At 41.3% G+C, this 21,884-nt stretch carries 21 protein-coding genes; 6 read left to right on the forward strand and 15 right to left on the reverse strand.

Going from position 1 to position 21,884, the window contains the following annotated elements; genetic code table 11:
- Nucleotides 1–19: 19 nt before the first annotated feature.
- On the reverse strand, nt 20–607 hold the full coding sequence (locus tag VIA_RS02620) for a YjaG family protein (RefSeq protein WP_004410726.1): 588 nt from the start codon (nt 605–607) through the stop codon (nt 20–22).
- 84 nt (nt 608–691) lie between these two features.
- Here VIA_RS02620 and VIA_RS02625 point away from each other — a divergent pair, with 84 nt between their 5' ends.
- A complete protein-coding gene (locus VIA_RS02625) occupies nt 692–1,618 on the forward strand; it encodes a D-2-hydroxyacid dehydrogenase (protein WP_004416749.1) in 927 nt (308 codons plus the stop codon).
- A 15-nt stretch (nt 1,619–1,633) separates the two neighbouring features.
- Complete coding sequence (locus VIA_RS02630; RefSeq protein ID WP_004410732.1) at nt 1,634–2,209, forward strand: uracil-DNA glycosylase family protein; 576 nt, start codon at nt 1,634–1,636, stop codon at nt 2,207–2,209.
- A 73-nt stretch (nt 2,210–2,282) separates the two neighbouring features.
- Here VIA_RS02630 and groL read toward each other — a convergent pair whose 3' ends face one another.
- From groL to VIA_RS02655, 5 genes are all read right to left on the reverse strand, one after another.
- A complete protein-coding gene (groL, locus tag VIA_RS02635) occupies nt 2,283–3,929 on the reverse strand; it encodes a chaperonin GroEL (RefSeq protein ID WP_004410734.1) in 1,647 nt (548 codons plus the stop codon).
- Between the two features lie 72 nt (nt 3,930–4,001).
- A complete protein-coding gene (locus tag VIA_RS02640; protein WP_004410737.1) occupies nt 4,002–4,292 on the reverse strand; it encodes a co-chaperone GroES in 291 nt (96 codons plus the stop codon).
- A 194-nt stretch (nt 4,293–4,486) separates the two neighbouring features.
- On the reverse strand, nt 4,487–4,822 hold the full coding sequence (locus tag VIA_RS02645) for a DUF3135 domain-containing protein (RefSeq protein ID WP_004410740.1): 336 nt from the start codon (nt 4,820–4,822) through the stop codon (nt 4,487–4,489).
- Nucleotides 4,823–4,948: 126 nt separating this feature from the next.
- Nucleotides 4,949–5,569: a helix-turn-helix transcriptional regulator gene (locus VIA_RS02650; RefSeq protein ID WP_004410743.1), complete on the reverse strand. Its 621-nt coding sequence runs from the start codon at nt 5,567–5,569 to the stop codon at nt 4,949–4,951.
- 57 nt (nt 5,570–5,626) lie between these two features.
- On the reverse strand, nt 5,627–6,061 hold the full coding sequence (locus VIA_RS02655; protein WP_004416753.1) for a GNAT family N-acetyltransferase: 435 nt from the start codon (nt 6,059–6,061) through the stop codon (nt 5,627–5,629).
- A gap of 67 nt (nt 6,062–6,128) precedes the next feature.
- On the opposite strand from VIA_RS02655, the gene murB reads away from it, so the two are divergent.
- From murB to VIA_RS02675, 4 genes are all read left to right on the forward strand, one after another.
- A complete protein-coding gene (gene murB / locus VIA_RS02660) occupies nt 6,129–7,175 on the forward strand; it encodes a UDP-N-acetylmuramate dehydrogenase (protein ID WP_004410747.1) in 1,047 nt (348 codons plus the stop codon).
- Nucleotides 7,172–8,143 carry a bifunctional biotin--[acetyl-CoA-carboxylase] ligase/biotin operon repressor BirA gene (gene birA, locus VIA_RS02665; RefSeq protein WP_004410749.1) on the forward strand — a complete coding sequence of 324 codons (972 nt, stop codon included), beginning with the start codon at nt 7,172–7,174 and terminating at the stop codon, nt 8,141–8,143. Before murB ends, birA begins: the two co-directional genes overlap by 4 nt.
- Before the next feature lie 69 nt (nt 8,144–8,212).
- Nucleotides 8,213–9,553, forward strand: coding sequence for a CDP-diacylglycerol--serine O-phosphatidyltransferase (gene pssA / locus VIA_RS02670; protein WP_004410751.1), 1,341 nt, complete (start codon nt 8,213–8,215; stop codon nt 9,551–9,553).
- A 116-nt stretch (nt 9,554–9,669) separates the two neighbouring features.
- Nucleotides 9,670–10,896: a sugar transferase gene (locus VIA_RS02675; protein WP_004410755.1), complete on the forward strand. Its 1,227-nt coding sequence runs from the start codon at nt 9,670–9,672 to the stop codon at nt 10,894–10,896.
- Between the two features lies 1 nt (nt 10,897).
- Here the strand turns inward: VIA_RS02675 and VIA_RS02680 are convergent, their stop codons facing one another.
- The 9 genes from VIA_RS02680 to VIA_RS02720 form a co-directional block, all read right to left on the reverse strand.
- A complete protein-coding gene (locus tag VIA_RS02680) occupies nt 10,898–11,926 on the reverse strand; it encodes a glycosyltransferase (RefSeq protein ID WP_235801284.1) in 1,029 nt (342 codons plus the stop codon).
- A 1-nt stretch (nt 11,927) separates the two neighbouring features.
- Nucleotides 11,928–13,022 (reverse strand): glycosyltransferase, encoded by a 1,095-nt coding sequence (locus VIA_RS02685; RefSeq protein WP_004410759.1) that lies wholly within the window; start codon nt 13,020–13,022, stop codon nt 11,928–11,930.
- A gap of 38 nt (nt 13,023–13,060) precedes the next feature.
- Nucleotides 13,061–14,053: a polysaccharide pyruvyl transferase family protein gene (locus tag VIA_RS02690; RefSeq protein WP_004410762.1), complete on the reverse strand. Its 993-nt coding sequence runs from the start codon at nt 14,051–14,053 to the stop codon at nt 13,061–13,063.
- A complete protein-coding gene (locus VIA_RS02695) occupies nt 14,043–15,206 on the reverse strand; it encodes a hypothetical protein (RefSeq protein ID WP_004410764.1) in 1,164 nt (387 codons plus the stop codon). Before VIA_RS02695 ends, VIA_RS02690 begins: the two co-directional genes overlap by 11 nt.
- A gap of 170 nt (nt 15,207–15,376) precedes the next feature.
- Nucleotides 15,377–17,311, reverse strand: a complete 1,935-nt coding sequence (locus VIA_RS02700; protein ID WP_004410766.1) for a polysaccharide biosynthesis protein — start codon at nt 17,309–17,311, stop codon at nt 15,377–15,379.
- A gap of 120 nt (nt 17,312–17,431) precedes the next feature.
- A complete protein-coding gene (locus tag VIA_RS22645; RefSeq protein WP_004416770.1) occupies nt 17,432–17,791 on the reverse strand; it encodes a GtrA family protein in 360 nt (119 codons plus the stop codon).
- A 4-nt stretch (nt 17,792–17,795) separates the two neighbouring features.
- Nucleotides 17,796–18,737: a glycosyltransferase gene (locus VIA_RS02710; RefSeq protein ID WP_004410767.1), complete on the reverse strand. Its 942-nt coding sequence runs from the start codon at nt 18,735–18,737 to the stop codon at nt 17,796–17,798.
- Nucleotides 18,734–19,609: a class I SAM-dependent methyltransferase gene (locus VIA_RS02715; RefSeq protein WP_004410769.1), complete on the reverse strand. Its 876-nt coding sequence runs from the start codon at nt 19,607–19,609 to the stop codon at nt 18,734–18,736. The genes VIA_RS02710 and VIA_RS02715 overlap by 4 nt, the downstream gene beginning before the upstream one ends.
- A complete protein-coding gene (locus tag VIA_RS02720) occupies nt 19,599–21,758 on the reverse strand; it encodes a hypothetical protein (RefSeq protein ID WP_004410770.1) in 2,160 nt (719 codons plus the stop codon). The genes VIA_RS02715 and VIA_RS02720 overlap by 11 nt, the downstream gene beginning before the upstream one ends.
- Nucleotides 21,759–21,884 lie beyond the last annotated feature (126 nt).

Here is a 21,884-nt window from a genome sequence, read left to right on the forward strand (position 1 = left end):
CTTTATTTTTAAAACTGCTTTACAGACTAATACCGATATTGCTCACGCCTTCATCACGCAGCTCTGCTCGTAAATCTTTAATCAAGTCGATATCACGCTCTTCTGCTTCACGTAGCGGACGGAAGATCGCCCATTGCACGTCCCACTCCTCACAAACCGCTTCATTCTGCTTCTGGTTTTCGTTAGTGATTTCTTCACCCGTTTGCGCTTCTTCAAGTTGAGCAACCGTCATCACTGACTGCTGACTTACCTTATGCATGTTCTCAAACAAGTAGTCTCTGTCTAGCAAGCCATGAAGTAAGTGCGACAGCGATACACATGCATCAATCGCTGGGTAAACCCCGTAAAAATCAAAGTCTTCAGAAGTAGGGATAATCTCTTCAAGCTTTTCTAGTTGGCGTTCAAAATTCACCTTCGCGGTTTTAACGGTAAGCTGCTCCCAGATGCTATCCAACACATCGCGGTAAACACGCGCCTGAGCAAACTCTGTACTATCACAAAACATCGCATAGTTTGGGTACATACGTTCACACAGGCTCGCCATAAAGGTAATCTGTTTCCATGGTTCTAACTTCTCAAGGCGAAGCTGAAGAGGATTCTGTAGCATAGAGACTCTTAGGGTCTATTGACCTAGTTGCTGAATTAGACAGCGAAAGTGTACTTGATAACCAGCAGGGAAAAAAGCAAGGCGATGAACAATTTCACTCATAAGTTGTATCTACTCACTGAAGATAATCCATATTATCTCGCGCTATTGGATCAGTTAACACTACCTGATATAGAAATAACGTCTGATAAGGAACAAGCGACGATTCTATTAGCCTCTCCGCCCATGGCAGCCAAGTGCTTTGATGAGTTTCCCAATGTCGAGTGGGTGCAATCTATCTACGCAGGTGTTGACGCACTTGTTCCATGTCTAGAGAGCTTTAGTGGCGAACTCACCAATGTAAAAGGCATCTTCGGCCAACAAATTTCTGAGTACGTCCTTGGCCATACCATTGAGCATTGCCGTCACTTTACGCACTACCACCAGCAACAAATGCAAAAAGCTTGGTCACCAAAGCCTTATCAATCTCTGGCAGGCAAGAAGATGGTGATTCTTGGCACAGGTTCGATAGGTTCCTATCTCGCCAATACTGCTAAAACATTTTCGATTGTGCCTATTGGTATTAATCGTAGTGGTATCCCAAGTAAAGGCTCACCATTTGAGTCGACTTATCATATTCAAGAGTTAGCTACCGCCTTAGATCAAGCAGATATTGTCGTCAACACATTACCCAACACGCCTGAAACACAACATATTCTAAATAGCGACAGCTTATCTCACTGTAAAGGCGCGCTACTGTTCAACGTTGGTCGCGGCAGCGCGCTTGAGCAGCAAGGTCTACTAGAAGCTCTTGAATCTGAATCAATTAGCCATGCTTTCCTTGATGTATTCGAGCAAGAACCATTAGAAAGTAATCACCCCTACTGGCAGCATCCAAACATCACCATCACTCCACATATTGCGGCTCTTAGCTTTCCTGAACAGGTGGTGGAGATCTTTGCGGAAAACTACCAACGCTGGCGAGATGGGTTTGGTTTAATTAACACTGTGGACTTGGATAAAGGCTACTAGTGCCGAGAAAGATATATGTTGGATGATTTACTGCAGCAAGTAAGAGCTTGTCGTTTGTGTGAAGAGAACTTGCCCTTTGGCGCGAACCCCGTCATACAAGCTTCTGAATCTGCAAAGTTATTGATTATCGGCCAAGCTCCTGGAACTCGTGTCCATGAAACCTCAATCCCTTGGAATGACCCAAGCGGTAACAGACTAAGAGAATGGCTTGAGCTCGATAAAGAGACCTTTTACGACGAAAGTCAGGTAGCCATTATGCCGATGGGGCTCTGCTATCCTGGCAAAGGGACAAGTGGAGACTTACCTCCTAGAAAAGAGTGCGCCCCTAAATGGCATCAAGCGGTATTAGAACAATTACCTAATGTCGGTATGACGTTACTGATTGGACAGTATGCACAAAACTACTATCTAAATGACAAACCTAAGACTCTGACGGAAACTGTGCAGCAATGGCAGCGCTGGGCACCAACTTATTTACCACTGCCCCACCCTTCACCAAGAAACACATTATGGCTAAAAAAGAACCCATGGTTTGAAGATGAGGTGGTGCCGTTTATTCGCGACTACGTACATCGACACCTAGGCACCTAGCTAACTAGCAGATACAAAAAAACGGAGACCGAAGTCTCCGTTTTCAATTTCACTATGAATAGCGAGGGGATGATTACATCATACCGCCCATGCCACCCATACCGCCCATGCCACCCATATCTGGCATTGCAGGAGCATCTTTAGCTGGTTGGTCAGTAACCATAGCTTCAGTTGTGATCATAAGACCAGCCACTGACGCGGCAAATTGTAGTGCGCTACGAGTTACTTTAGTTGGGTCTAGGATACCCATCTCGATCATGTCACCGTATTCGCCCGTTGCCGCGTTGTAACCGTAGTTACCTTCGCCTGCACGAACATTGTTAGCAACAACAGACTCTTCATCACCAGCGTTCTTAGTGATTTGACGGATTGGCGCTTCCATTGCACGTAGTGCTACACGGATACCAACGTTTTGCTCTTCGTTGTCACCTTCAAGGTTAGCAACTTTAGATGCTGCGCGGATTAGTGCAACACCACCACCAGCAACCACACCTTCTTCAACCGCTGCGCGAGTTGCGTGTAGCGCATCTTCTACGCGGTCTTTCTTCTCTTTCATTTCAACTTCAGTTGCTGCGCCAACTTTGATTACCGCAACACCGCCAGCTAGTTTAGCTACGCGCTCTTGTAGTTTCTCTTTGTCGTAATCTGAAGTTGCATCTTCGATTTGCTGACGGATTTGAGCAACACGACCTTGGATCATCGCTTCTTCACCCGCACCATCGATGATGGTTGAGTTTTCTTTCGTGATAGTCACGCGCTTCGCTTGACCTAGGTCTTCAAGAACAACTTTCTCTAGTTCTAGACCGATCTCTTCAGAAATCACTGTACCGCCAGTTAGGATAGCGATGTCTTGTAGCATTGCTTTACGACGGTCACCAAAACCAGGCGCTTTAACCGCTGCTACTTTCACGATGCCACGCATGTTGTTCACAACTAGAGTTGCTAGCGCTTCGCCTTCTACATCTTCAGCGATGATTAGAAGTGGACGAGATGCTTTCGCTACCGCTTCCAGAGTTGGAAGAAGTTCACGAATGTTCGATACTTTCTTATCGATTAGTAAGATGAACGGGCTTTCTAGATCAACAGAACCTGCTTCTTGGTTGTTGATGAAGTAAGGAGATAGGTAACCGCGGTCGAACTGCATACCTTCTACTACGTCTAGCTCGTCTTGTAGAGCCTGACCTTCTTCAACTGTGATAACGCCATCACGACCTACTTTTTCCATCGCTTCAGCAATGATGTTACCGACTGTCGCGTCAGAGTTTGCAGAGATAGTACCAACCTGTGCGATCGCTTTTGTATCAGCACATGGTACAGATAGCGTTTTTAGCTCTTCAACAGCAGCGATTACAGCTTTGTCGATGCCACGCTTAAGATCCATTGGGTTCATGCCTGCAGCGACTGCTTTAAGGCCTTCATTCACGATAGCTTGAGCAAGTACTGTTGCTGTTGTTGTACCGTCACCCGCAGCGTCATTTGCTTGAGACGCCACTTCTTTAACCATTTGCGCGCCCATGTTTTGGAACTTGTCTTCAAGCTCGATTTCGCGCGCTACAGATACACCATCTTTAGTAATCGTTGGGGCACCGAAAGATTTGTCTAGAACTACGTTACGGCCTTTAGGGCCTAATGTTACTTTTACTGCGTCAGCCAGAACGTTTACACCTTCAAGCATTTTTACGCGTGCGTCGTTACCAAATTTAACGTCTTTAGCAGCCATCTTTTATTTCCTTTAAATTCTTTGTCTTGACTAGTATTTGAATCTGAGCAAAAAACTACTCAATGATTGCTATTACTCAACGATCGCCATAATGTCGTTTTCAGACATCACTAGCACTTCTTTACCGTCGATTTTTTCAGTCTTAGTACCGTAACCTTCAGCGAAGATAACCGTGTCGCCAACTTTTACGTCCAACGGTAGAACTGTACCGTTTTCTAGAATGCGGCCTTTACCTACAGCTAGAACTACGCCGCGAGTCGATTTCTCTGCAGCAGAACCAGTTAGAACGATGCCACCAGCTGACTTAGATTCAACTTCTTGGCGCTCAACGATAACTCGGTCGTGTAATGGACGAATATTCATCGGGTGTCTCTCCTGAAAATTTCCATGTTTGATTTGATAAACGGCTTTCAAAGCCTTGTGGTAACTATATGAGGGACGGATTAAGTAAACCCAAGGGGGAGTAGAATTTTTTTTGTGATCGAGTTCAGAGATGTAGGCAAACGAGAGCCTGTTCAATGAGAATATTCTTGAGAAATTAAAGCGACCTAAAGAACTCAGCGCCACTCATCTAACGAGATAACATCCGCTAATGGCTGTTTGTCTGATTCAATGACATCGCCATCTAATACACCTTGGAATTTGGTCATTTGAGATACAAGTTCACGCATTAAGACCATATTGGCATGGTTCGGGTTCTTACAGGTGCTGACAACACGATCGATATGACTTTGCTGTGCCCAAAGTCTCTCTTGCATCTCTTCCGAAGCGGAGAGGATCATCTCTTCACACATGTCTTGCTTGAGTTGAGAGAAGGCATCGGGGTTATTTTGTGCAAGCTCCATCAACTCATCAAAAGAAGGTAATGTTTGATTGATTAATGGTGTTCTCATAATGCCTCCTCATACACTGATTGAAGTATCAGCAACTCATTTAAGGATAGGTGATCATGAAAACAATGGAAGATGGGATTATTCTAAGTCTCAAAAGTAAGAACACTTAATGAGGTATAGGTTTAATCAGTCTTCAAACGAAATTCGGTAAGCGCATCGCCTTTCGCCTTGAACAATATGCTCTGTTCGTTCTATCAGGCACTCAGCACCAAGTAGCTTCTTAAAAACATTCAGCTCAGACTGACAAAGAGAAGGGCAACGCGTTGCAGCTTTACAGATAGGACAGTGGTTTTCAATCATAGTATATCCAGACTCCGTCTTCTCTAACTCAGCCATATAGCCTTCTTGTTGACGCAACTCGACTAGCTTTAGTAAACGAGCTTCCAGTTCAGAATATTCGCTTAACTGACTTAGGTAATTATGAAAAGTTTGCTTTTCCCTTTCATCGGCGACCTTTTGTAGCCCTTCTTTACCAAACAAGCTCTCAACCGCGTCTATGACTTGAATTGTTAGTTCACCGTGACGATCAGCAAATTCTTTGTGCCCTTCAGAAGTAAGCGACCAATATCTAGTTGGTCGGCCAACTTTTAATTTACGGTCTTCAAATGTAAGCACGCCTTGAGACTCAAGAGCTTGTAGGTGCTGACGAGCGCCCATCGTCGTCATAGATAACTCTTGTGCCAACTGTTTTACCGTAACCGCACCAGTGGTTTTGATTAACTGTAAAATTTTATCCGTGCTTTTCATATTTACTTCCTCAATCACTAGGTAATTATGAGGGAAGCCATTTATAAAGCAAACGCTTTACATGCCTAAAGATGACTCTGACACAAGGTACTTCATTGGTACCAGCGCTTTAGTACGAGTATAGCGATCGTATAAACCTTTCAACGAGTTAGGCAGCTCCTGACAATCAACCGTCTTAAAGCCATGCTGTGCATAAAAGCCTTCAAGGTGCTGATAGGCAAAGCAGTAATCGCCCTCAGCTAGCACATGCTGCGAACAATAACACATCAGTTCATGTCCGAGCCCTCGCCCCCTAAAATCAGGGATAACAAGCATCCCCGTCAGTAATCGATATTGTTCAATAGCTCGAAAGCGGACAACAACTGCCATTTGGTTTTCCATGTAGCCGACCAAAGTTAGCTCATCCTTTTTTGCCTTACCAGATGGATAAAAGGATTTGTATAGCCTCGTGACTAAAGGCAACTTCATCGGGTCCAGTTGCTCAATCTGCATTGCACTCATTATCACCAATCTCGATTTGAGGTAGAATGAGCGCAGTTTAGATTACTCGATAAAACCAATGCAAATTACAGCTAACGCCGACCTACGTCCTTATCATACTTTTTCTATTTCTCAGCAGTGCGCCTTTCTTGTTGAGGTCAACTCTATAGATGAGCTAAAACAGGTCTACCTGAATGCCGAATGGAACGCTTTACCTAAGCTCGTACTTGGTAAAGGCAGTAATATGCTCTTTACTGAGAAATACCAAGGTATGGTGATCATCAATGCGTTGCTTGGCAAAAAAGTTACTGAGTCTGACACACACTGGCATTTGCATATATCGGGTGGTGAAGATTGGCCTTCTCTTGTCCAGTGGGCGATTGAAAGTGGTTACCCTGGTTTAGAAAACTTAGCTCTTATCCCGGGTTGTGCCGGCAGTGCACCGATCCAGAACATTGGTGCTTACGGTGTTGAGCTAAAAGATATCTGTGAGTATGTAGATATTCTCTGCCTTGAGACCTTCACGGTTAAGCGACTGAGCGCAGCGGAGTGCCAATTTGGTTACCGCGACTCGATTTTTAAACACAAGTTATATCAAAAGGCTGTAATCATTGCGGTTGGTATGAAGCTCTCTAAAGATTGGCAACCAAATATCGAGTATGGTCCCCTTAAATCCTTGGCTTCAACAGACCTTGCCGCCCAACAGATATTTGATCGCGTATGCCAAATTCGTATGGAGAAACTCCCTAATCCTGCTGTAACGGGCAATGCTGGTAGTTTTTTCAAAAACCCGGTGATTTCAAAAGCCCACTTTGAGCAGTTAAAGAATCAATTTCCCGATATTGTTGCCTACCCCGCGGATAACGGAATGAAAGTCGCCGCTGGCTGGTTAATCGATCAATGTAAGTTAAAAGGTACAACCGTTGGTGGCGCTCAAGTTCACCCGATGCAAGCACTCGTGCTGATCAACCAGAACGACGCAACAGCGAAAGACATCATTCAACTTGCCGCTAAGGTTCGAGATGCCGTGTTAAATCGCTATCAAATAGAGCTTGAACATGAAGTTCGCTTTATGGGGGCGAAACAAGAAACCTACTTACAAGACATCTTGGAGAAGCAGTCATGAAGGACCACTCGGCAAAATTATCGATATTAAAAACGCTTTCCCAAGGTGGCTTTCACTCAGGTGAAGAGCTTGGTGATCAACTTGGTGTTTCTCGCGCCGCTGTGAGTAAGCATATTAAAGGTATTCAAGAATGGGGCGTCGATATCTTCCGCGTACAAGGCAAAGGCTACCAACTAGCGAAACCCATGCAGTTGCTTGACCAAGAATTATTAAACCAAGCCCTAACGACCCCCGTTGAACTTATTCCTATTATAGATTCGACCAACCAATACTTACTCGAACGAGCAGACAGCTTAGAGTCTGGGTCGGTATGTTTAGCTGAATATCAAGCTAAAGGGCGCGGACGTCGTGGCCGAGAGTGGGTTTCCCCATTTGGCTCTAATCTATACCTATCGATGTTTTGGCGCTTAGATGCAGGCATGGCAGCGGCGATGGGACTAAGCTTAGTCGTTGGTGTTGCCATCGTTGAAGCACTAGAAGAGATTGGTTTAGAGGGCGTAAAGCTTAAGTGGCCGAATGATCTTTATTATCAAGATAAAAAGCTCGCTGGCATCTTAGTTGAGATGTCTGGTCAAGCGGGAGCTGCGGCAAACCTTGTTATCGGCATGGGTATGAATCTGATGATGTCTGATAAAACTGAAGGCATTACTCAACCGTGGGCAAGCCTGTCTGAAGTGGCTGATAATCAGAATATCGACCGCAACCAACTGGCTATCACTATGATAAAAACCTTGAATAAGTCGCTCGCTGATTATGAGCTGCAAGGAATGTCAGGTTTTGTTGAAAGATGGAATCGACTCGATAATTTCTTAGGACGCCCTATCAAACTGATCATGGGGCCAAGAGAGATTTCGGGCATTTCAAAAGGCATCAATGAACAAGGCGCGGTACTTTTAGAGACCGAACAAGGAATCGAAAGCTATATTGGCGGCGAGATCAGCCTACGACCTTCAAGTAGCGAGTCTTAGGTCACTCGCAACTTTTTCGTTCTTTTGCTAATATCCCTGTCCACTTTAAGTAAAGGTTACCCATCCAACATGATGACTCATAGGAATTTATTCGAACAACTTCCTACTTTGGCGCAAGATCCCGCTCAATTTGAGACGTTATACGCAGCCAAAGACTTTCGAGCTCGCTTAATTGAAGCGATTCGTCAGGCAAGTAAACGAATCTACCTTGTGGCTCTTTACTTAGAAGATGATGAGGCTGGTCGAGAAGTTTTGACCGAACTTTATCAAGCCAAGCAGCGCAATCCAGGCTTAGATATTAATGTCTGTGTAGACTGGCACCGTGCCCAACGTGGTTTAATTGGTGCTGAACCTGGCGAAACCAATGCAGCAATGTATAAGTCATTTGCCGAAAACCATGAACATAAGATCCCAGTTTACGGAATCCCTGTTCGTGGCCGCGAAGTATTTGGCGTACTACACCTCAAAGGCTTTATTGTTGATGATCAGGTCATCTACAGTGGTGCAAGCTTAAACAATATCTACCTGAACTATAAAGACCGTTACCGCTTTGACCGCTACCATATACTAAGCAACAAAGCGCTCTCAGATAGTATGGTCGAGTTTATTCAGTCTGAAATGATTGAGCACCCTGCAGTGAATGACTTGGCGTGCCCAAGCAAACCTGAAACCAAAGAGATCAAAGCGCAAATTCGCCAGCTACGAGCATCGTTAGCAAAATCGAATTACCAATTTGAGTCTCAAGAAGTTTCTGCTGAACAAGTCGCTGTCACTCCTATCGTGGGTGTCGGTAAAAAACGTAACAAGCTAAACCAAGGTATCAACCAGCTACTTGCTCAAGCCAAAGATGAGATATTCATCTGCACGCCTTACTTTAACTTCCCACGCAGCGTGGCAAAAGAAGTGAAGAAGGCGCTCAAACGCGGGGTAAAAGTCACGATTGTTGTTGGTGATAAAACAGCTAATGACTTTTACATCTCACCAGAAGAAGATTTCCGCACCATTGGTGGCTTGCCGTACTTGTATGAGCGTAACTTACGCCAATTTGCCAAAGCCAATGAAGCTAATATTGCTAGCCGTAAACTATCTATCCATCTTTGGAAACACGAAGAAAACAGCTTCCACTTGAAAGGAATCTGGGTTGATAAACGCTATATGCTAATTACAGGCAATAACCTTAACCCACGTGCTTGGAAATTAGATTTAGAAAACGCTATCTTCATCCAAGATAACTATCATCACCTAACACCTCAGTTTGAAAAAGAGGTCGAGAATATTCTTCAACACACTGACCTAATCTGTACATACCGACAGTTAGAGAAATTTGAAGATTACCCAGATGCAGTACAAAAGCTGATGCGCAAAATTACTCGTGTAAAAGCGGATCGGGTTTTGAAACAGATTTTGTAGACAATATAAAGTTAGCTTGATATCTCCATACATCGAGCTAACTCACTTCTGCAAGAGAGTCGTTGTTTACATGTATATGCTAATATCTATCCAAGACTAATTAGAACAAGCTACTCATGGAAAAACGTCACTGCATTTATTATCACTGCTGTTATTTCTTTTTTATGCTTAGTGTCTTACTAGCATGGACATCCTTTAGCTACCCGACCTTTCCGACAACCATTCTCTCTAGTCTACTTATTGTTTTTTCTGTCTTCTTCTTTACTTCCATAGTACTTCCTCCTCCGACATGCTCTATTTTACAATCACAAGTTAGCCGAATTATTCCGACGCTCTTAACCGGGTTTGGAGTCGCATTTTTTGCTCTACTGTTGTTTAGAATCGACTACTCGAGACCAATATTGTTAATGGGGGGGACCCTAAGCTGCATTTGGTACATCAGCTTTTATGCTCGGCAAGAAGCAAAGTGGAAAGCAACTCTATACTTAGTCGGTGATTTCCAGCAATCACACGATAAGCTAACCAAGAAACTCACCTTAAAGCCCTATACTCCCATCATGGATTTATCCCTGTTAAAAAATGGCATTCTTGTCGATATGCAAACACCTTTTACAGAAAAGGAAGAGGGTATTATCTCCGATTGCTCCATTGCACAAATCCCGGTATACCATATCAGCCGACTTCAAGAGCGCTTAGAGCATAAAGTATCCAGCATGCACTTATCCGATACTACCGTACGCGCGTTACAGCCTAACTCAGGGTACTTTCGGATAAAATCAGTGCTCGATTTTGTAATAGCGATACTCGCAATTATCATCTCAGCTCCTATCATGGTAATTATCTGCGTATTGATTAAGAGTCAGGGGGGGGGATTGATCTTCTTTAAGCAAACTCGGGTTGGCCAAAACAACCAGACATTCACACTATACAAATTTAGAACGATGAGAACTAAAGCAAAGAGGAACACTGCTAAGTTTGCTTCAGAAGAGCCAGAGCGTATTTCTAAGCTAGGCCGGGCTTTGCGTCACAGTCGCCTAGATGAACTGCCGCAATTTTGGAATGTCTTGAAAGGAGACATGTCAATCATAGGGCCAAGGCCGGAGCAACCCTCTTTTGCAAAACAATTTGCTAAAGAGATCCCCTTTTATGACTACAGGCATATTGTAAAACCCGGGATCACAGGTTGGGCACAAGTAACACAAGGCTATACTGACAATACAGAAAGTACTAAAGAAAAGCTCGCATACGACTTCTACTATTTAAAATATTTAAGCTGGCAACTAGATTTCGAGATTTACCTCAAAACACTACGGGTAATGTGGATAGGCAAGGGAGCAGCCTAACCTACTCCAATATTGAAAGATATTCTGATTTATAGCTATAGATATTGAACTTCTCTGAGAGATCATTCGCTGCCGTTTTATATCGAGGGTAATTTAGCTTGATCTCCATAAGAGCTCGACGAACCTCCTCAATATTATTTTCAACGAGAAGACCATTCGGATTGCTTGGCTCAATCAACTCACGACAGCCTCCAACATCACTTAATATTAAGGGGATATTTGCGCTACCAGCTTCAATTGCAGACATGGGTAAACCCTCACTATCTGACAGCAAGATAAAAACATCAAAGTCAGCATAGTCTCGAAAGTTCTCAACTTCTCCAACCAACTCAACATTGGGTGATCGCCAAGTCGATAATTCGTTAAAGTCAGGGCCATTCCCTACAATCGTCAATTCAACCTCTGCTAGGTTGTGAATTGCATCCATCAGCAATTCATACCTTTTGGGCTGGCATAATCGCCCAACACTTACGACACGTAGCGCCCTTCCTTCCTCCAAGAAAGTTTTCTTACTCACCCTGAGCGGGAAAGTAGCGTTTTGAGCTAATTTCAGCTTCCTTTCTGGTACTTTTATAATATCCCTAGCCTTAACATAATCACTATGAGAGACACACCAGACTATATCTGAAAGCTTAGATAGTAGATGCTCTAAGGTGATGTATACCGACTTAAGTACTCCACCGTTATAGATACATGACCAACCATGAGAAACATACACACATTTAAACGAGTACTTGAGAGATATCAAGCGAGCATAAACACCTGCATTTGCTGAACTAGCAATAACAGTATCGACCTGATTATCTACCAAAAGTCGCGATATCTTACAAACGGCCTTTATCGAGAAACCTTGCTCTATTTCAGAGACAAAGTAGCAAGGTATGTTCGGTGATGCGCTGGATAACCAACCTGGCTGATTTGTAATGATAATAGGCTGAATGTCTCTCTCTAGTAGAGTAATGAGTTGTGCCACCCACGTTTGAGCACCACCGACTTCAGACTTTGTGATTAGGAATGCGACTTTTTTCACTTTACCGCTCATACACTTCAAGCCACTTATCAACCACACATATAATAGAGTAATGCTCCTCAATCATAACCCTAGAAATTCTACAATCACTATGTAAAGAGCGACTAGCTGCTTGCTCTAGCGCTTTAGCCATCGCTCCTGAATCCCCTACTGGCACTATAAGATCTTTATTAGCTACAAGTTCCCGAACGCCTTCACAATCAGAAGCAACAACAGTTCTCTCACAAGCCAAAGCCTCCATAATTGATACGTTAAGTCCCTCATGCTTAGAAGAAAGCACATAGATATCACAAGCAGATAGCCATTGTTCAGTATTATGTTGAACACCTAAAAATTGGATCTGTCGCCCCAAACCTTTAGAATTGACTAACTGTCGCAACTCATTCAACTGACTCCCTTGACCTATGATACCCAAAACAAAAGACTGGTTACTTTTAGCTGAGCTCAGCGTAAGTAGGTGAAAGGAATCAATAAGAGTAGCAAAATCCTTGGGCTCCTCTAGACGTCCGATTGAGAGAATAAAGATATTATCGTCTAGTAAATCAGCCTGAGAGCGGATCAGTTTTCTCGCCGACAGCGAATACTTGAACCGATGAGTGTCAATTCCATTGCCAATTACCACCATCTGGTTGGCTTTTCTTACTACTCCGAGATCTACAAATGATCTTAATGCCGCAGAACTTACAATTGTATTCACGCTAGCCAAAGGGTGAGTGACTCGGTAAACCAAAGTGCGCCATAGCCCTCCTTCATTAGAGCTATGAGCTGTGCAAATCAACTTAGGAATAGCCCCCATGATACGAAGTACACGACAAAATATATTGGCGTGAAACATATGACTATGTACAACGTCAGGCCTTATTTTCAAGATTAAAGCTTGGGCATGCACAAGACCAGCGACCATCCCCCAAGGAGTCTTGCTCATAGACAAAGAATGTAGCGTTACTTGAGTGGACTTAGGAGATACCTCATGCCGAGAGTTCAAACATAATATAGTTACAGAATGCGCTTGCCGTATAAACTCATCAGCCAGATCGCAAATTTGTCGTTCTGCCCCGCCCATGCCTAAACCAGTAGTTACCAGCAAAATCTTCATCTATATTCAATCTGTCCGCTTAGCTGTCAATACCATCATCAGAATTGAGATTTCCAAGTACTAATATTTTCAAAAGGAATGCGTAAAGACACCTCCAGTGGCATTTCAACACGATCTATAAGTGCCCGTTTATAGTTATCTAATTCAGTAGCCACTTCTGGTCGGAAAATTACAGGCAAGCCAAAATCTTTTTGCTTCTCTTTAGCCCTATTATCTACTCCAATAATAATTGAACGTTTATGGTGTTGCAGTGCAAGAACTCCACCATGCAATCGAGTACCTACATAGTCTAGTTCAGGATTAAGACTAAAGAGCTGGGTTATACTATCGATACTAGGTGATATAACCTCAATGACGCTATGCTCAATAGGAAGTAACTGGTAGTACTCAAAGTCCTTTGAGCCTTGTATCCAAAAGTATACCTTTCTGTATAGGTGTTGAAGCACCGAGATCATCACTGCATCAGCTTCTCGGTTTGGGCGATAATCTGTAAGCGTAAAAACAACGTCTTTACCTTTCTTCGATGAAATCAAGCTCAGGGAACTTGGAGTCAAACGCCATAATGTTGGGCAACCCGTATTAATTACATTGCCAATCCCGCAGGCCCTTAGTTTTGACTCTGTATATGAATCTCTGACCGAATGCAGGTGAGAATCTGAAAGCATCCTTTTTAACAAGCTTCTAGTATAGATGTCAGGATCCCCTTCATAACTTCCCCACCCAACCCCCAACGCAACTGTCGGAGCCATTAAAAACGTATTTACGAAGCCCACATTCCATTGACGCTTGAATAACATATGGGAATTTAAGCAGTTAGTTCCACACAAGAAGTTAACGCTAACTTCTCTCTGACGTTTAAAACCAACTCTCGTAAGCCTTTCATGGGTGGGGAACTGTACTTTCTGCGCTAAAGGAAATAGTTCAACGAGCTCTTGTTGAGCCGAGTTCATAATAACCTCATCACCAAGGTTAGTACTCACTATGCTCGTATTTAGAACTCCTAACTTAATTCCTAATGTATTAAAGCCCAAGTTTTTTCCTTACTAACTTACCCATTGATGCTTGCACGACAACTAATGCAAAAAAAGCCAAAGCGATAGCGAGATCCGTAAACTTAGACAATATTGCAAAGCATAGCAGCGACAGGAATACTGCAAATACATTAGATATCAAAACAAAACGCAGTTTTACATAAGACTTTAGCAACCAGAAGTCGAACCTAGACTTTGCTATCACTGTTTGTGACAAAATCACGATAACAAAGATAGCCACATTGATGGCATTCAATTCAACGAATGACAAAAACAAAGGAATAGCGATTGAAGTCACTGCTAACATAACTCTATTACTCTGCTTCAAGTAACTACTTTCAGCAAGGCTGATTTCAGTACTCTTGCGCTGACTAACCATTGTGGTTAGCAAGGGTTGCAGTTGATTTTCTTTAGCTGAAAAATAAACACTAGAAAAACCCATTACCATTATTGCAATTCTAGAGGCAACAACTACATCAGGGGCTAACCCATCAGAGAAAAGCAAAAATATTGCGTTAGTTCCAAACCAAAAAAGTAAGATAGATGACGTGTTCATCGCCCCCCGAGAAAAATAGAGGGCAATATTTGTAAAACAGACTCTCCCTAGCGTAGCAGCTCTGGAAGCACATAAGCCTAAAATTAAGCCTAGACAAGCTGACATCACAATCGAGGTAACAAGGTCGGTAACATTATTGATAAAGCCAATCATAATAAAAATGGACAAACTGCATGCCGATGACAAACTCATCAGCATCGCCCAAATATCCATTCCATATTTATACTTAGCTCTTCTAGAAACATCTAGCAAGGTAACAAACACGTAAAGTGCTACACACTGATAGGAAGCAAGAAATGCATCGATGATCTTTAGCTTTGCAGCAAGTATCACGGCACCAATCAAAGTAACCAATAACCCGGCTAAAACTATATTTCGGCAAGATTCAACGTTGTCAATATGGCTCGTCGATAAAAAATACGGAACAGTCACCATTCCATGACTTAACATTAGAAATAGAGATAATGTCGCAGCCAATTTTACAACCAGAAGCGCCTCAGAAGGTGATAAGAAAGTCGAAGAGAATAAAACGGGCAACGCTGTCAACAAGGTAAAAGAAACTTGGTCAACGTACTTATGAGTCTTCAAGCAGTCCACTAAGCTGTATCCCTCATAAATTTGTTAACCCCAGATTAGAAAATATAAACAAAATCATTTAGTTTGAAGGGTAAATGAAAATCATTAATAATCTAGCTCGTTATAATAAAGCTTATATGATGCTTTATTATATGCACTAATTTTTGAAGTGAGTAAAAAACACATAAAATCTAATGGAGCACGTCTATTTCATTAACTGTTTCACCTTTCAGTTTCTTCCAAACCAAATCTTCTATACCATCTTTTGGAGTAAACCCTATAGGAGCTTCTAATAACAATCTCCTGATTTTTTCATGCTCAAAGGCATGACAAGCCTTGTCTAACGATTCGAGCAACTTTAAGTATTCACTTAATAGAAGATAATTCTCATTTGCCGTCATAACTCTTGGGTGTGAGGTCCCTTCAACACTATCACTAATAAGAAGCTCTTCGAATAATTTTTCACCTGGCCTTAAGCCGGAGAACTCAATTGATATATCACCATCAGGGTGTAGTTTATCCTTCACTTCAAAGCCAGAAAGGCGAATCAACTTCGCTGCTAAGTCTACAATTTTAACTGGCTCCCCCATATCTAATACAAACACGTCTCCACCACGACTCATCGAGCCCGCTTGAATCACTAATTGTGCTGCTTCGGGGATAGTCATAAAATAACGAATAATATCTGGATGAGTAACAGTTACAGGTCCTCCAGCGGATATCTGATGCTTGAATAATGGAATAACTGAACCAGATGAACCCAGTACATTACCAAAACGAACCATTGAGAAGTTCGTGCGGCACTCTCCCATACTGTTTCCACTCGCCAGCGCTTGAAGCGCTAATTCAGCCATCCGCTTTGTTGCCCCCATAACATTAGTTGGACGAACAGCTTTATCTGTCGAAATAAGAACGAAAGACTCAACACCAGCTTCTAGAGCTGCCTTTGCCGCATAGTATGTACCAAAAATATTATTGCGAACGCCTTCAACAACATTAAACTCTACCAGTGGAACATGTTTATAAGCTGCCGCGTGATACACTGTATCAACGCCGAAGCTCTTGAATATCACCGAAAGCCTGTTAATTCTCTGTACTGAACCAATTAGTGGAACAATCTCTATATTGTAGCGCGACTCACAAACAACCTGTCTGATCTCACGCTCAATTGCATAAAGGCCATACTCTGAAACATCAAATAATATTAGAGTCTTAGGTGACAAATGAACGATCTGCCTACATAATTCAGAACCAATAGAACCACCTGATCCAGTTACCATCACCGTCTTATTCTTAATATTAGACTCCAAAAGTTCGCGCTTTGGTGCTACAGGATCTCTGCCTAGTAAGTCTTCTATAGCGACATCTTTCAGCTCATCAATTTTTGCCTTCCCTTCGACTATTTCTTTTAAATCAGGAACGGTAAGAACCTCGGCCTGCAAATGAACCAAAGAGTTAATTATCTCTTTACGTTTTGCTCGGCTGGCGCTCGGAATCGCTAATATTATCTGAGATATTTTATGCTTTGCGACGAGCTTGGGGATATCTTTTACACTTTCTACGGCGATGCCTGAAATCACAGATCGTCTAAGAGACTGATCTTCGTCAACGAATGCTTCTACCTTGTGCGAATCAGACGATCTCATCGCCTGAGCAAGCTGCCGACCAGCTGAACCTGCCCCATAAATGAGCACTTTCTTTCGGTCTCTCTGTAGAACACCGGAGAGCAACACTCGTACCAATAAACGAGCACCGCCACACAATAAGCAAAGAAAGGAGCCATAAATAACAGGAACAGATCTGGGAACAAATGCATCAAAATAGAAAGATAAAAGCCCGAATGTTCCCGCCGAAATTAAAGTTCCAATGCTAATGACAGCCAGAGCATGAAAAGTAAGATAGCGAAGTATAGCTCTGTATAGGCCTAACCGAGTAAAAGCATATACCGTGATAATTATTGTACCTAGTAGAATAAAGTGGTAATTATCATCATATAACGAAATGGGCTTACCTAACCTAGCCAAAAACGCCAAATAAAATGAGAGTACAATAAAAAAAACATCGACACTTACGCTTATGATACGTTTCTTTGAACGAGATAAGCGCCAAATTTCATTAAGGTTCATAAATAAGCCATTCCCAACTACATGTTAAAGTCACTAGTGTCCAAAAATAGAAAATTTAATTCTCAGAATGAAAACACAGCCATCATTACAAAAATCAATTAAGTACAATTTCCCCAAAAATTAACCATCAGAATTTTTAAATACCCAATGCCTACACATAATGAAGAAAAATGGAACATGAATCAGGCTTACTATAACAAAAACCAACATATCACGGCCGCCTAATATTAACACCAGCTTTCCTATAAGTTGTTGCACAACAAATGCAATACAAACTGCTAAAAGAAATTTAACCTTGGCCGCCTCTTCTGTTCTAAATACAAACCGGGAGTTAATAAGATAGCTGACAAAAAATGTAATCCAGAACGAGCCCGCTAGTGATACTGATTCGGAAAAATGTTGATTAATAAAATAAAATGAGACTACTGACACTAAGGTGTTGATGCCTCCACCAAACAAAAAACGCAAGTACTGAAACATAAAATCAATCTTCTAACTCTGTTTGTAAGTTACGAACATCGACTATTAACCGGGATAAGCTTAGGGATAAAATTCCCAGAGTACTCCACAAAATCATAGATAACAAAGCTGTTATTGTCATATACCCTGGATACAAAGTGCCAGCTAGCCAATCAACAATAACAAACCCGATAGGTAACAATGATGCAACAACACAAAAACCTAGCCCACCATAAACGATCTTTGATAACGCATTAGGGTTGAGTAGTAAGCACCTAAGCCCTAACCTAACTAATCTCCAACTTGAAAAGCGAGAGCCACCTTCCTTATCTGCTCTTGAGGCTTGAAACTTCACTGAGTCATCCGGTTTTAAAAAAGTCGCCAAGAATATTCGCCATGGAATGAAACGAAACAACTTGTTTTTGTTCCAGCACCTCACCGCCACTTTCCTGATTTTTTTTTCAAACATAATGCAATCAGTTAAGCCATCAATCTCAACGGAAAAAAGCCGACTCGATACAACCCTAACACTTTTCCGCATAATGTTCTTCAATAAAGATTCACTAGTCGTTGGTTTTTCTCGGTTGGCTAAAACCAAACGAGAGCCTCGTTCATGAATTAATTTCCATTGTTGAATAAGCAGGCTCGCTGGCTGCTCTCCATCACCATCAATTGCGCAATAATAATTAGCTTCGGGAGCTCGGCATAAGCCATAATAAAGAGCACTATCTTTGCCCAAATTTTGATGTGTCCCAAGAATAGTAATGTTAGAAAATTCAACACTTTCAACATCACTTAGTATAGGGATGTTTTCTTTAGCCGAACCATCATCAATTATAACTATCGCAACATTGGTGTCAGGAAACTCTTGATGGAATTCAAATAAAATCTCTTTAGAAAAATTAACCGGTAAGTTGCCTTCATTAAAAGCAGGAATTAGAATGCATAAATCATATACTGAGCTCATTTTACTTTTCTCACAACCGCGATAAAGTTTGAACGATATCCAATTGGAACTAGATCTAGTATATTAGAAATTGATTTCGTCGGTTTTATTTTCAACCATTTAAGTGCATCACTTAGTTTTGCTTTCATCATTGGAGCTTTGATAATTAAAGCCTCACCCACACAATCGTTATTTTTGAGAAGAGCCTTCATAGAGCGCCATGTAAAATAACTAAAGTGCATAGGAGTAGTCAGATAGTAATTATTCCCCAATATACGGGCAGGTAATCTAGAGTAATCAGGAACACTAATTATAATTATTCCATCAGGCTCTAGATAGTCCATCACTTTACTTATAAATTCATTAGGGTCTTCTACATGCTCCAACAAATCATTCATTGTAATAAGTTGAAATTTTTTTTCCTTAGGAACTTCAGAAATATCTTTGTAGCTAGATACATTATTTTTCCTAAGGTTATTTCTTAGCAATGGAGAAGGTTCGATAGCATATTTAACAATTTCATCGTTAAGACTAAATAAAAATTCACCATCTCCAGCCCCAATATCAAGTACCGATTCAAAAGAGTCCAGGCTAATACCAACCTGCGTTTTAATGCGACACTTAAAGTCTTGATAAAACTCCGCTCTTTTTACATCACCATCGGAATAGCCTTGGTCTTCGTTACCGAAATTCTGATAAAATGATTCATAGTTATCGGCCAGGTTATTAATAAACTTAAAACCACATTGCAAGCATGAAACAACATTCTCTATCTTACTATACCCGCCGTAAAAGAAGTCCATTGATGACTTTGGTGGAGTATAGTTTTTATTGTTAGATAATTGTAGGCTCTTACTATGACAGCAAGGACACTCAGAAAACCTAGTGGACATAACTATTCCTTGAAAGTTTTAAATTAATTAAAATAGGGCCAAAAAGCGAGAATACCCACAATGCAATTAGTATCAACATTGTCATATAGACGCTAAAAATCAAATATACATATCTAGGTGTAAGATTAGAAGTGACTTTTATATTTTCTGTATTCTCATCCATGACTAAACAAACAAAGCCCGAGCAACTAGAATAATTCATATCTCGCTGACCGTTTGATACTAAACTTAGAGAATCATGGTATCGAATAGGAAGAACAACAAAGTTTGCACCCTTACTTTCAACAAGATTAAAAAGCGCTGAAGAATTAGAAAGTTTCATTTCTGAACCATCATAAAGTAATATTGAATACTTCAAGATGCATTTTAGATCTTCTACGCACGAACCTTCCGGCCGATCAATTACACCTTCTAGATCTTGATAACCAGATCTTGAAAATCGAATCTCTCGATACGCTACCTTTCTTTTTTTATCTATCATAACCCACGGTTCGGATAAACGTTTCTTAACATCTACAATACCCTTGACTCCTAACGCAGCTAAATAGAGTTCAAAATTATCGGACCGTCCCAATTCTAAAGATGCTAGCAGACGCTCAGTAGTTAGCATCGTATACCCCTGTCGAAATGAAGGGTAAATAGGCTCGCCTGTAACACCTTTTCCGAACATTGATAAATTATTTATACCATCAAGACTCATTGACGTCCCATGAACAAAACGATGACGTAGCTTTTGATTATGTACTAAAGTTTCACTTTTTTTTGAAAACAGTACTCGGTCTCCCTTTAATACGCCATACTCACCTTTCTTTCCAAATAAAAACTTATTAGGGACAGAGCTCGTACTTGTTGAGTTGAGGAAGTTAGTAGAGTACTTTTTAAATGCAAATTGTTGTAAAAGCATTAACATTAAAATTAGTAACACCAAGCAGAGAAAGGATATTGTTTTTAACGCTATTGGATAGTGCCTTGGGGCTAATGCAATAGAAAGAACCAAAGCAGAGACCATGAAACCTTCAAAGAAATGATTTGCTCCCGATCCACCTAGAGTAATCCCATTCACAAACAAATACTGTAACGCAACTGTAAGCACCAAGCAGGTGATTGAATATATAAATGCTTTTCGAGATATGACAATTGAAAATAAAAAAATAACACCAAGAAATGGTAAATATCTCGTTGAACGTGATAAATAAAAATAAAAGTGGTCAAAACGCTCTAAGTTAACTGTATCGAGCACTTTAAATGGAAACAATAACGATTGTAACCAAAAGAAATCATGCCTACTCGGGTTTTCATCATAAACAACTCTTTCTATTAGATTTGAAGATTGAGCTGAGAAAACATCCCAATACGCTAAGAGTTTTGGAGCACTAAGTAGGATAGCCATACCCAGGGGGACAACGAGAACCTGCATTGACTTCATCAAGGAACCATGATGGTTCACAGCCAAGTATAATGCTGCTAATGCAGGAATTGCATAGAAGGGGTAAAACATCCCTGGGTGCCCGCTATTTATCAGATACCCTCCCATAGTACCTAATAAAAAAGTGTAATATATGCCTTTAGACCCTTTTTCATTAAATTCTTTAAGTCCATTGAGCTTTAGGTAAACATATATAAGAGCTGGTGCCACTTGTATAGACGCAAGAACTGACGGGGCATCATGAACAAAAATATACCATCCTTGAGGTGGAAGAAAAGACAGTAAACAAGCAGCAATTACGCCGTAAATTTTCGATGAGTCATATATTCTACATATACCCAAAAAGCCATAAACACTTATGTAAAAATTTAATGTGTAAAAAAGGAAGAAATACTGTTTTGCGGAGATAAAACTCAATAACAAGTTGCCAGGAAACGCCCAGGCACCATGAGCCAAAGGAGCTTGCCAGCCAAATTCCCAAAGAAAGTTAACCGGATTAATATTCCCAACGCTTAGTTTATAAAACCATTCAAATAGAGGCACAAAACTATATTCGATATCCTCAAATCCGATATGGCTCGCATTAGAAAAAAGAAATGGAAGGAAGAATAAAGCTGATAACGCCATCGAAAAAATGTGGTCTTTTTGCTTTTCAGTCAGTGTCCTCACTAAACTGATCACTACATGATTACTGGCACTTCCAACGGAGAAGATACGATTCATTAATAATTAAACCCAATTTATGCACTAATTCACTTAATGCAACCATAAACAATAATATTGGTAACATCTAGATGCGCTATCGTACCTAGTAATGTACCAACTGAGCAACTACTTCCTATACAACTG

It is taken from the genome of Vibrio orientalis CIP 102891 = ATCC 33934 (assembly GCF_000176235.1).
Taxonomy (GTDB): domain Bacteria; phylum Pseudomonadota; class Gammaproteobacteria; order Enterobacterales; family Vibrionaceae; genus Vibrio; species Vibrio orientalis.

Excerpts from the sequence above, each read along its gene's own strand:
- VIA_RS02620 (WP_004410726.1), bottom strand. The coding sequence starts at position 607 with ATGCTACAGAATCCTCTTCAGCTTCGCCTTGAGAAGTTAGAACCATGG.
- VIA_RS02625 (WP_004416749.1), top strand. The coding sequence starts at position 692 with ATGAACAATTTCACTCATAAGTTGTATCTACTCACTGAAGATAATCCA.
- VIA_RS02630 (WP_004410732.1), top strand. The coding sequence starts at position 1,634 with ATGTTGGATGATTTACTGCAGCAAGTAAGAGCTTGTCGTTTGTGTGAA.
- groL (WP_004410734.1), bottom strand. The coding sequence starts at position 3,929 with ATGGCTGCTAAAGACGTTAAATTTGGTAACGACGCACGCGTAAAAATG.
- VIA_RS02640 (WP_004410737.1), bottom strand. The coding sequence starts at position 4,292 with ATGAATATTCGTCCATTACACGACCGAGTTATCGTTGAGCGCCAAGAA.
- VIA_RS02645 (WP_004410740.1), bottom strand. The coding sequence starts at position 4,822 with ATGAGAACACCATTAATCAATCAAACATTACCTTCTTTTGATGAGTTG.
- VIA_RS02650 (WP_004410743.1), bottom strand. The coding sequence starts at position 5,569 with ATGAAAAGCACGGATAAAATTTTACAGTTAATCAAAACCACTGGTGCG.
- VIA_RS02655 (WP_004416753.1), bottom strand. The coding sequence starts at position 6,061 with ATGCAGATTGAGCAACTGGACCCGATGAAGTTGCCTTTAGTCACGAGG.
- murB (WP_004410747.1), top strand. The coding sequence starts at position 6,129 with ATGCAAATTACAGCTAACGCCGACCTACGTCCTTATCATACTTTTTCT.
- birA (WP_004410749.1), top strand. The coding sequence starts at position 7,172 with ATGAAGGACCACTCGGCAAAATTATCGATATTAAAAACGCTTTCCCAA.
- pssA (WP_004410751.1), top strand. The coding sequence starts at position 8,213 with ATGATGACTCATAGGAATTTATTCGAACAACTTCCTACTTTGGCGCAA.
- VIA_RS02675 (WP_004410755.1), top strand. The coding sequence starts at position 9,670 with ATGGAAAAACGTCACTGCATTTATTATCACTGCTGTTATTTCTTTTTT.
- VIA_RS02685 (WP_004410759.1), bottom strand. The coding sequence starts at position 13,022 with ATGAAGATTTTGCTGGTAACTACTGGTTTAGGCATGGGCGGGGCAGAA.
- VIA_RS02700 (WP_004410766.1), bottom strand. The coding sequence starts at position 17,311 with ATGAACCTTAATGAAATTTGGCGCTTATCTCGTTCAAAGAAACGTATC.
- VIA_RS22645 (WP_004416770.1), bottom strand. The coding sequence starts at position 17,791 with ATGTTTCAGTACTTGCGTTTTTTGTTTGGTGGAGGCATCAACACCTTA.
- VIA_RS02710 (WP_004410767.1), bottom strand. The coding sequence starts at position 18,737 with ATGAGCTCAGTATATGATTTATGCATTCTAATTCCTGCTTTTAATGAA.
- VIA_RS02715 (WP_004410769.1), bottom strand. The coding sequence starts at position 19,609 with ATGTCCACTAGGTTTTCTGAGTGTCCTTGCTGTCATAGTAAGAGCCTA.
- VIA_RS02720 (WP_004410770.1), bottom strand. The coding sequence starts at position 21,758 with ATGAATCGTATCTTCTCCGTTGGAAGTGCCAGTAATCATGTAGTGATC.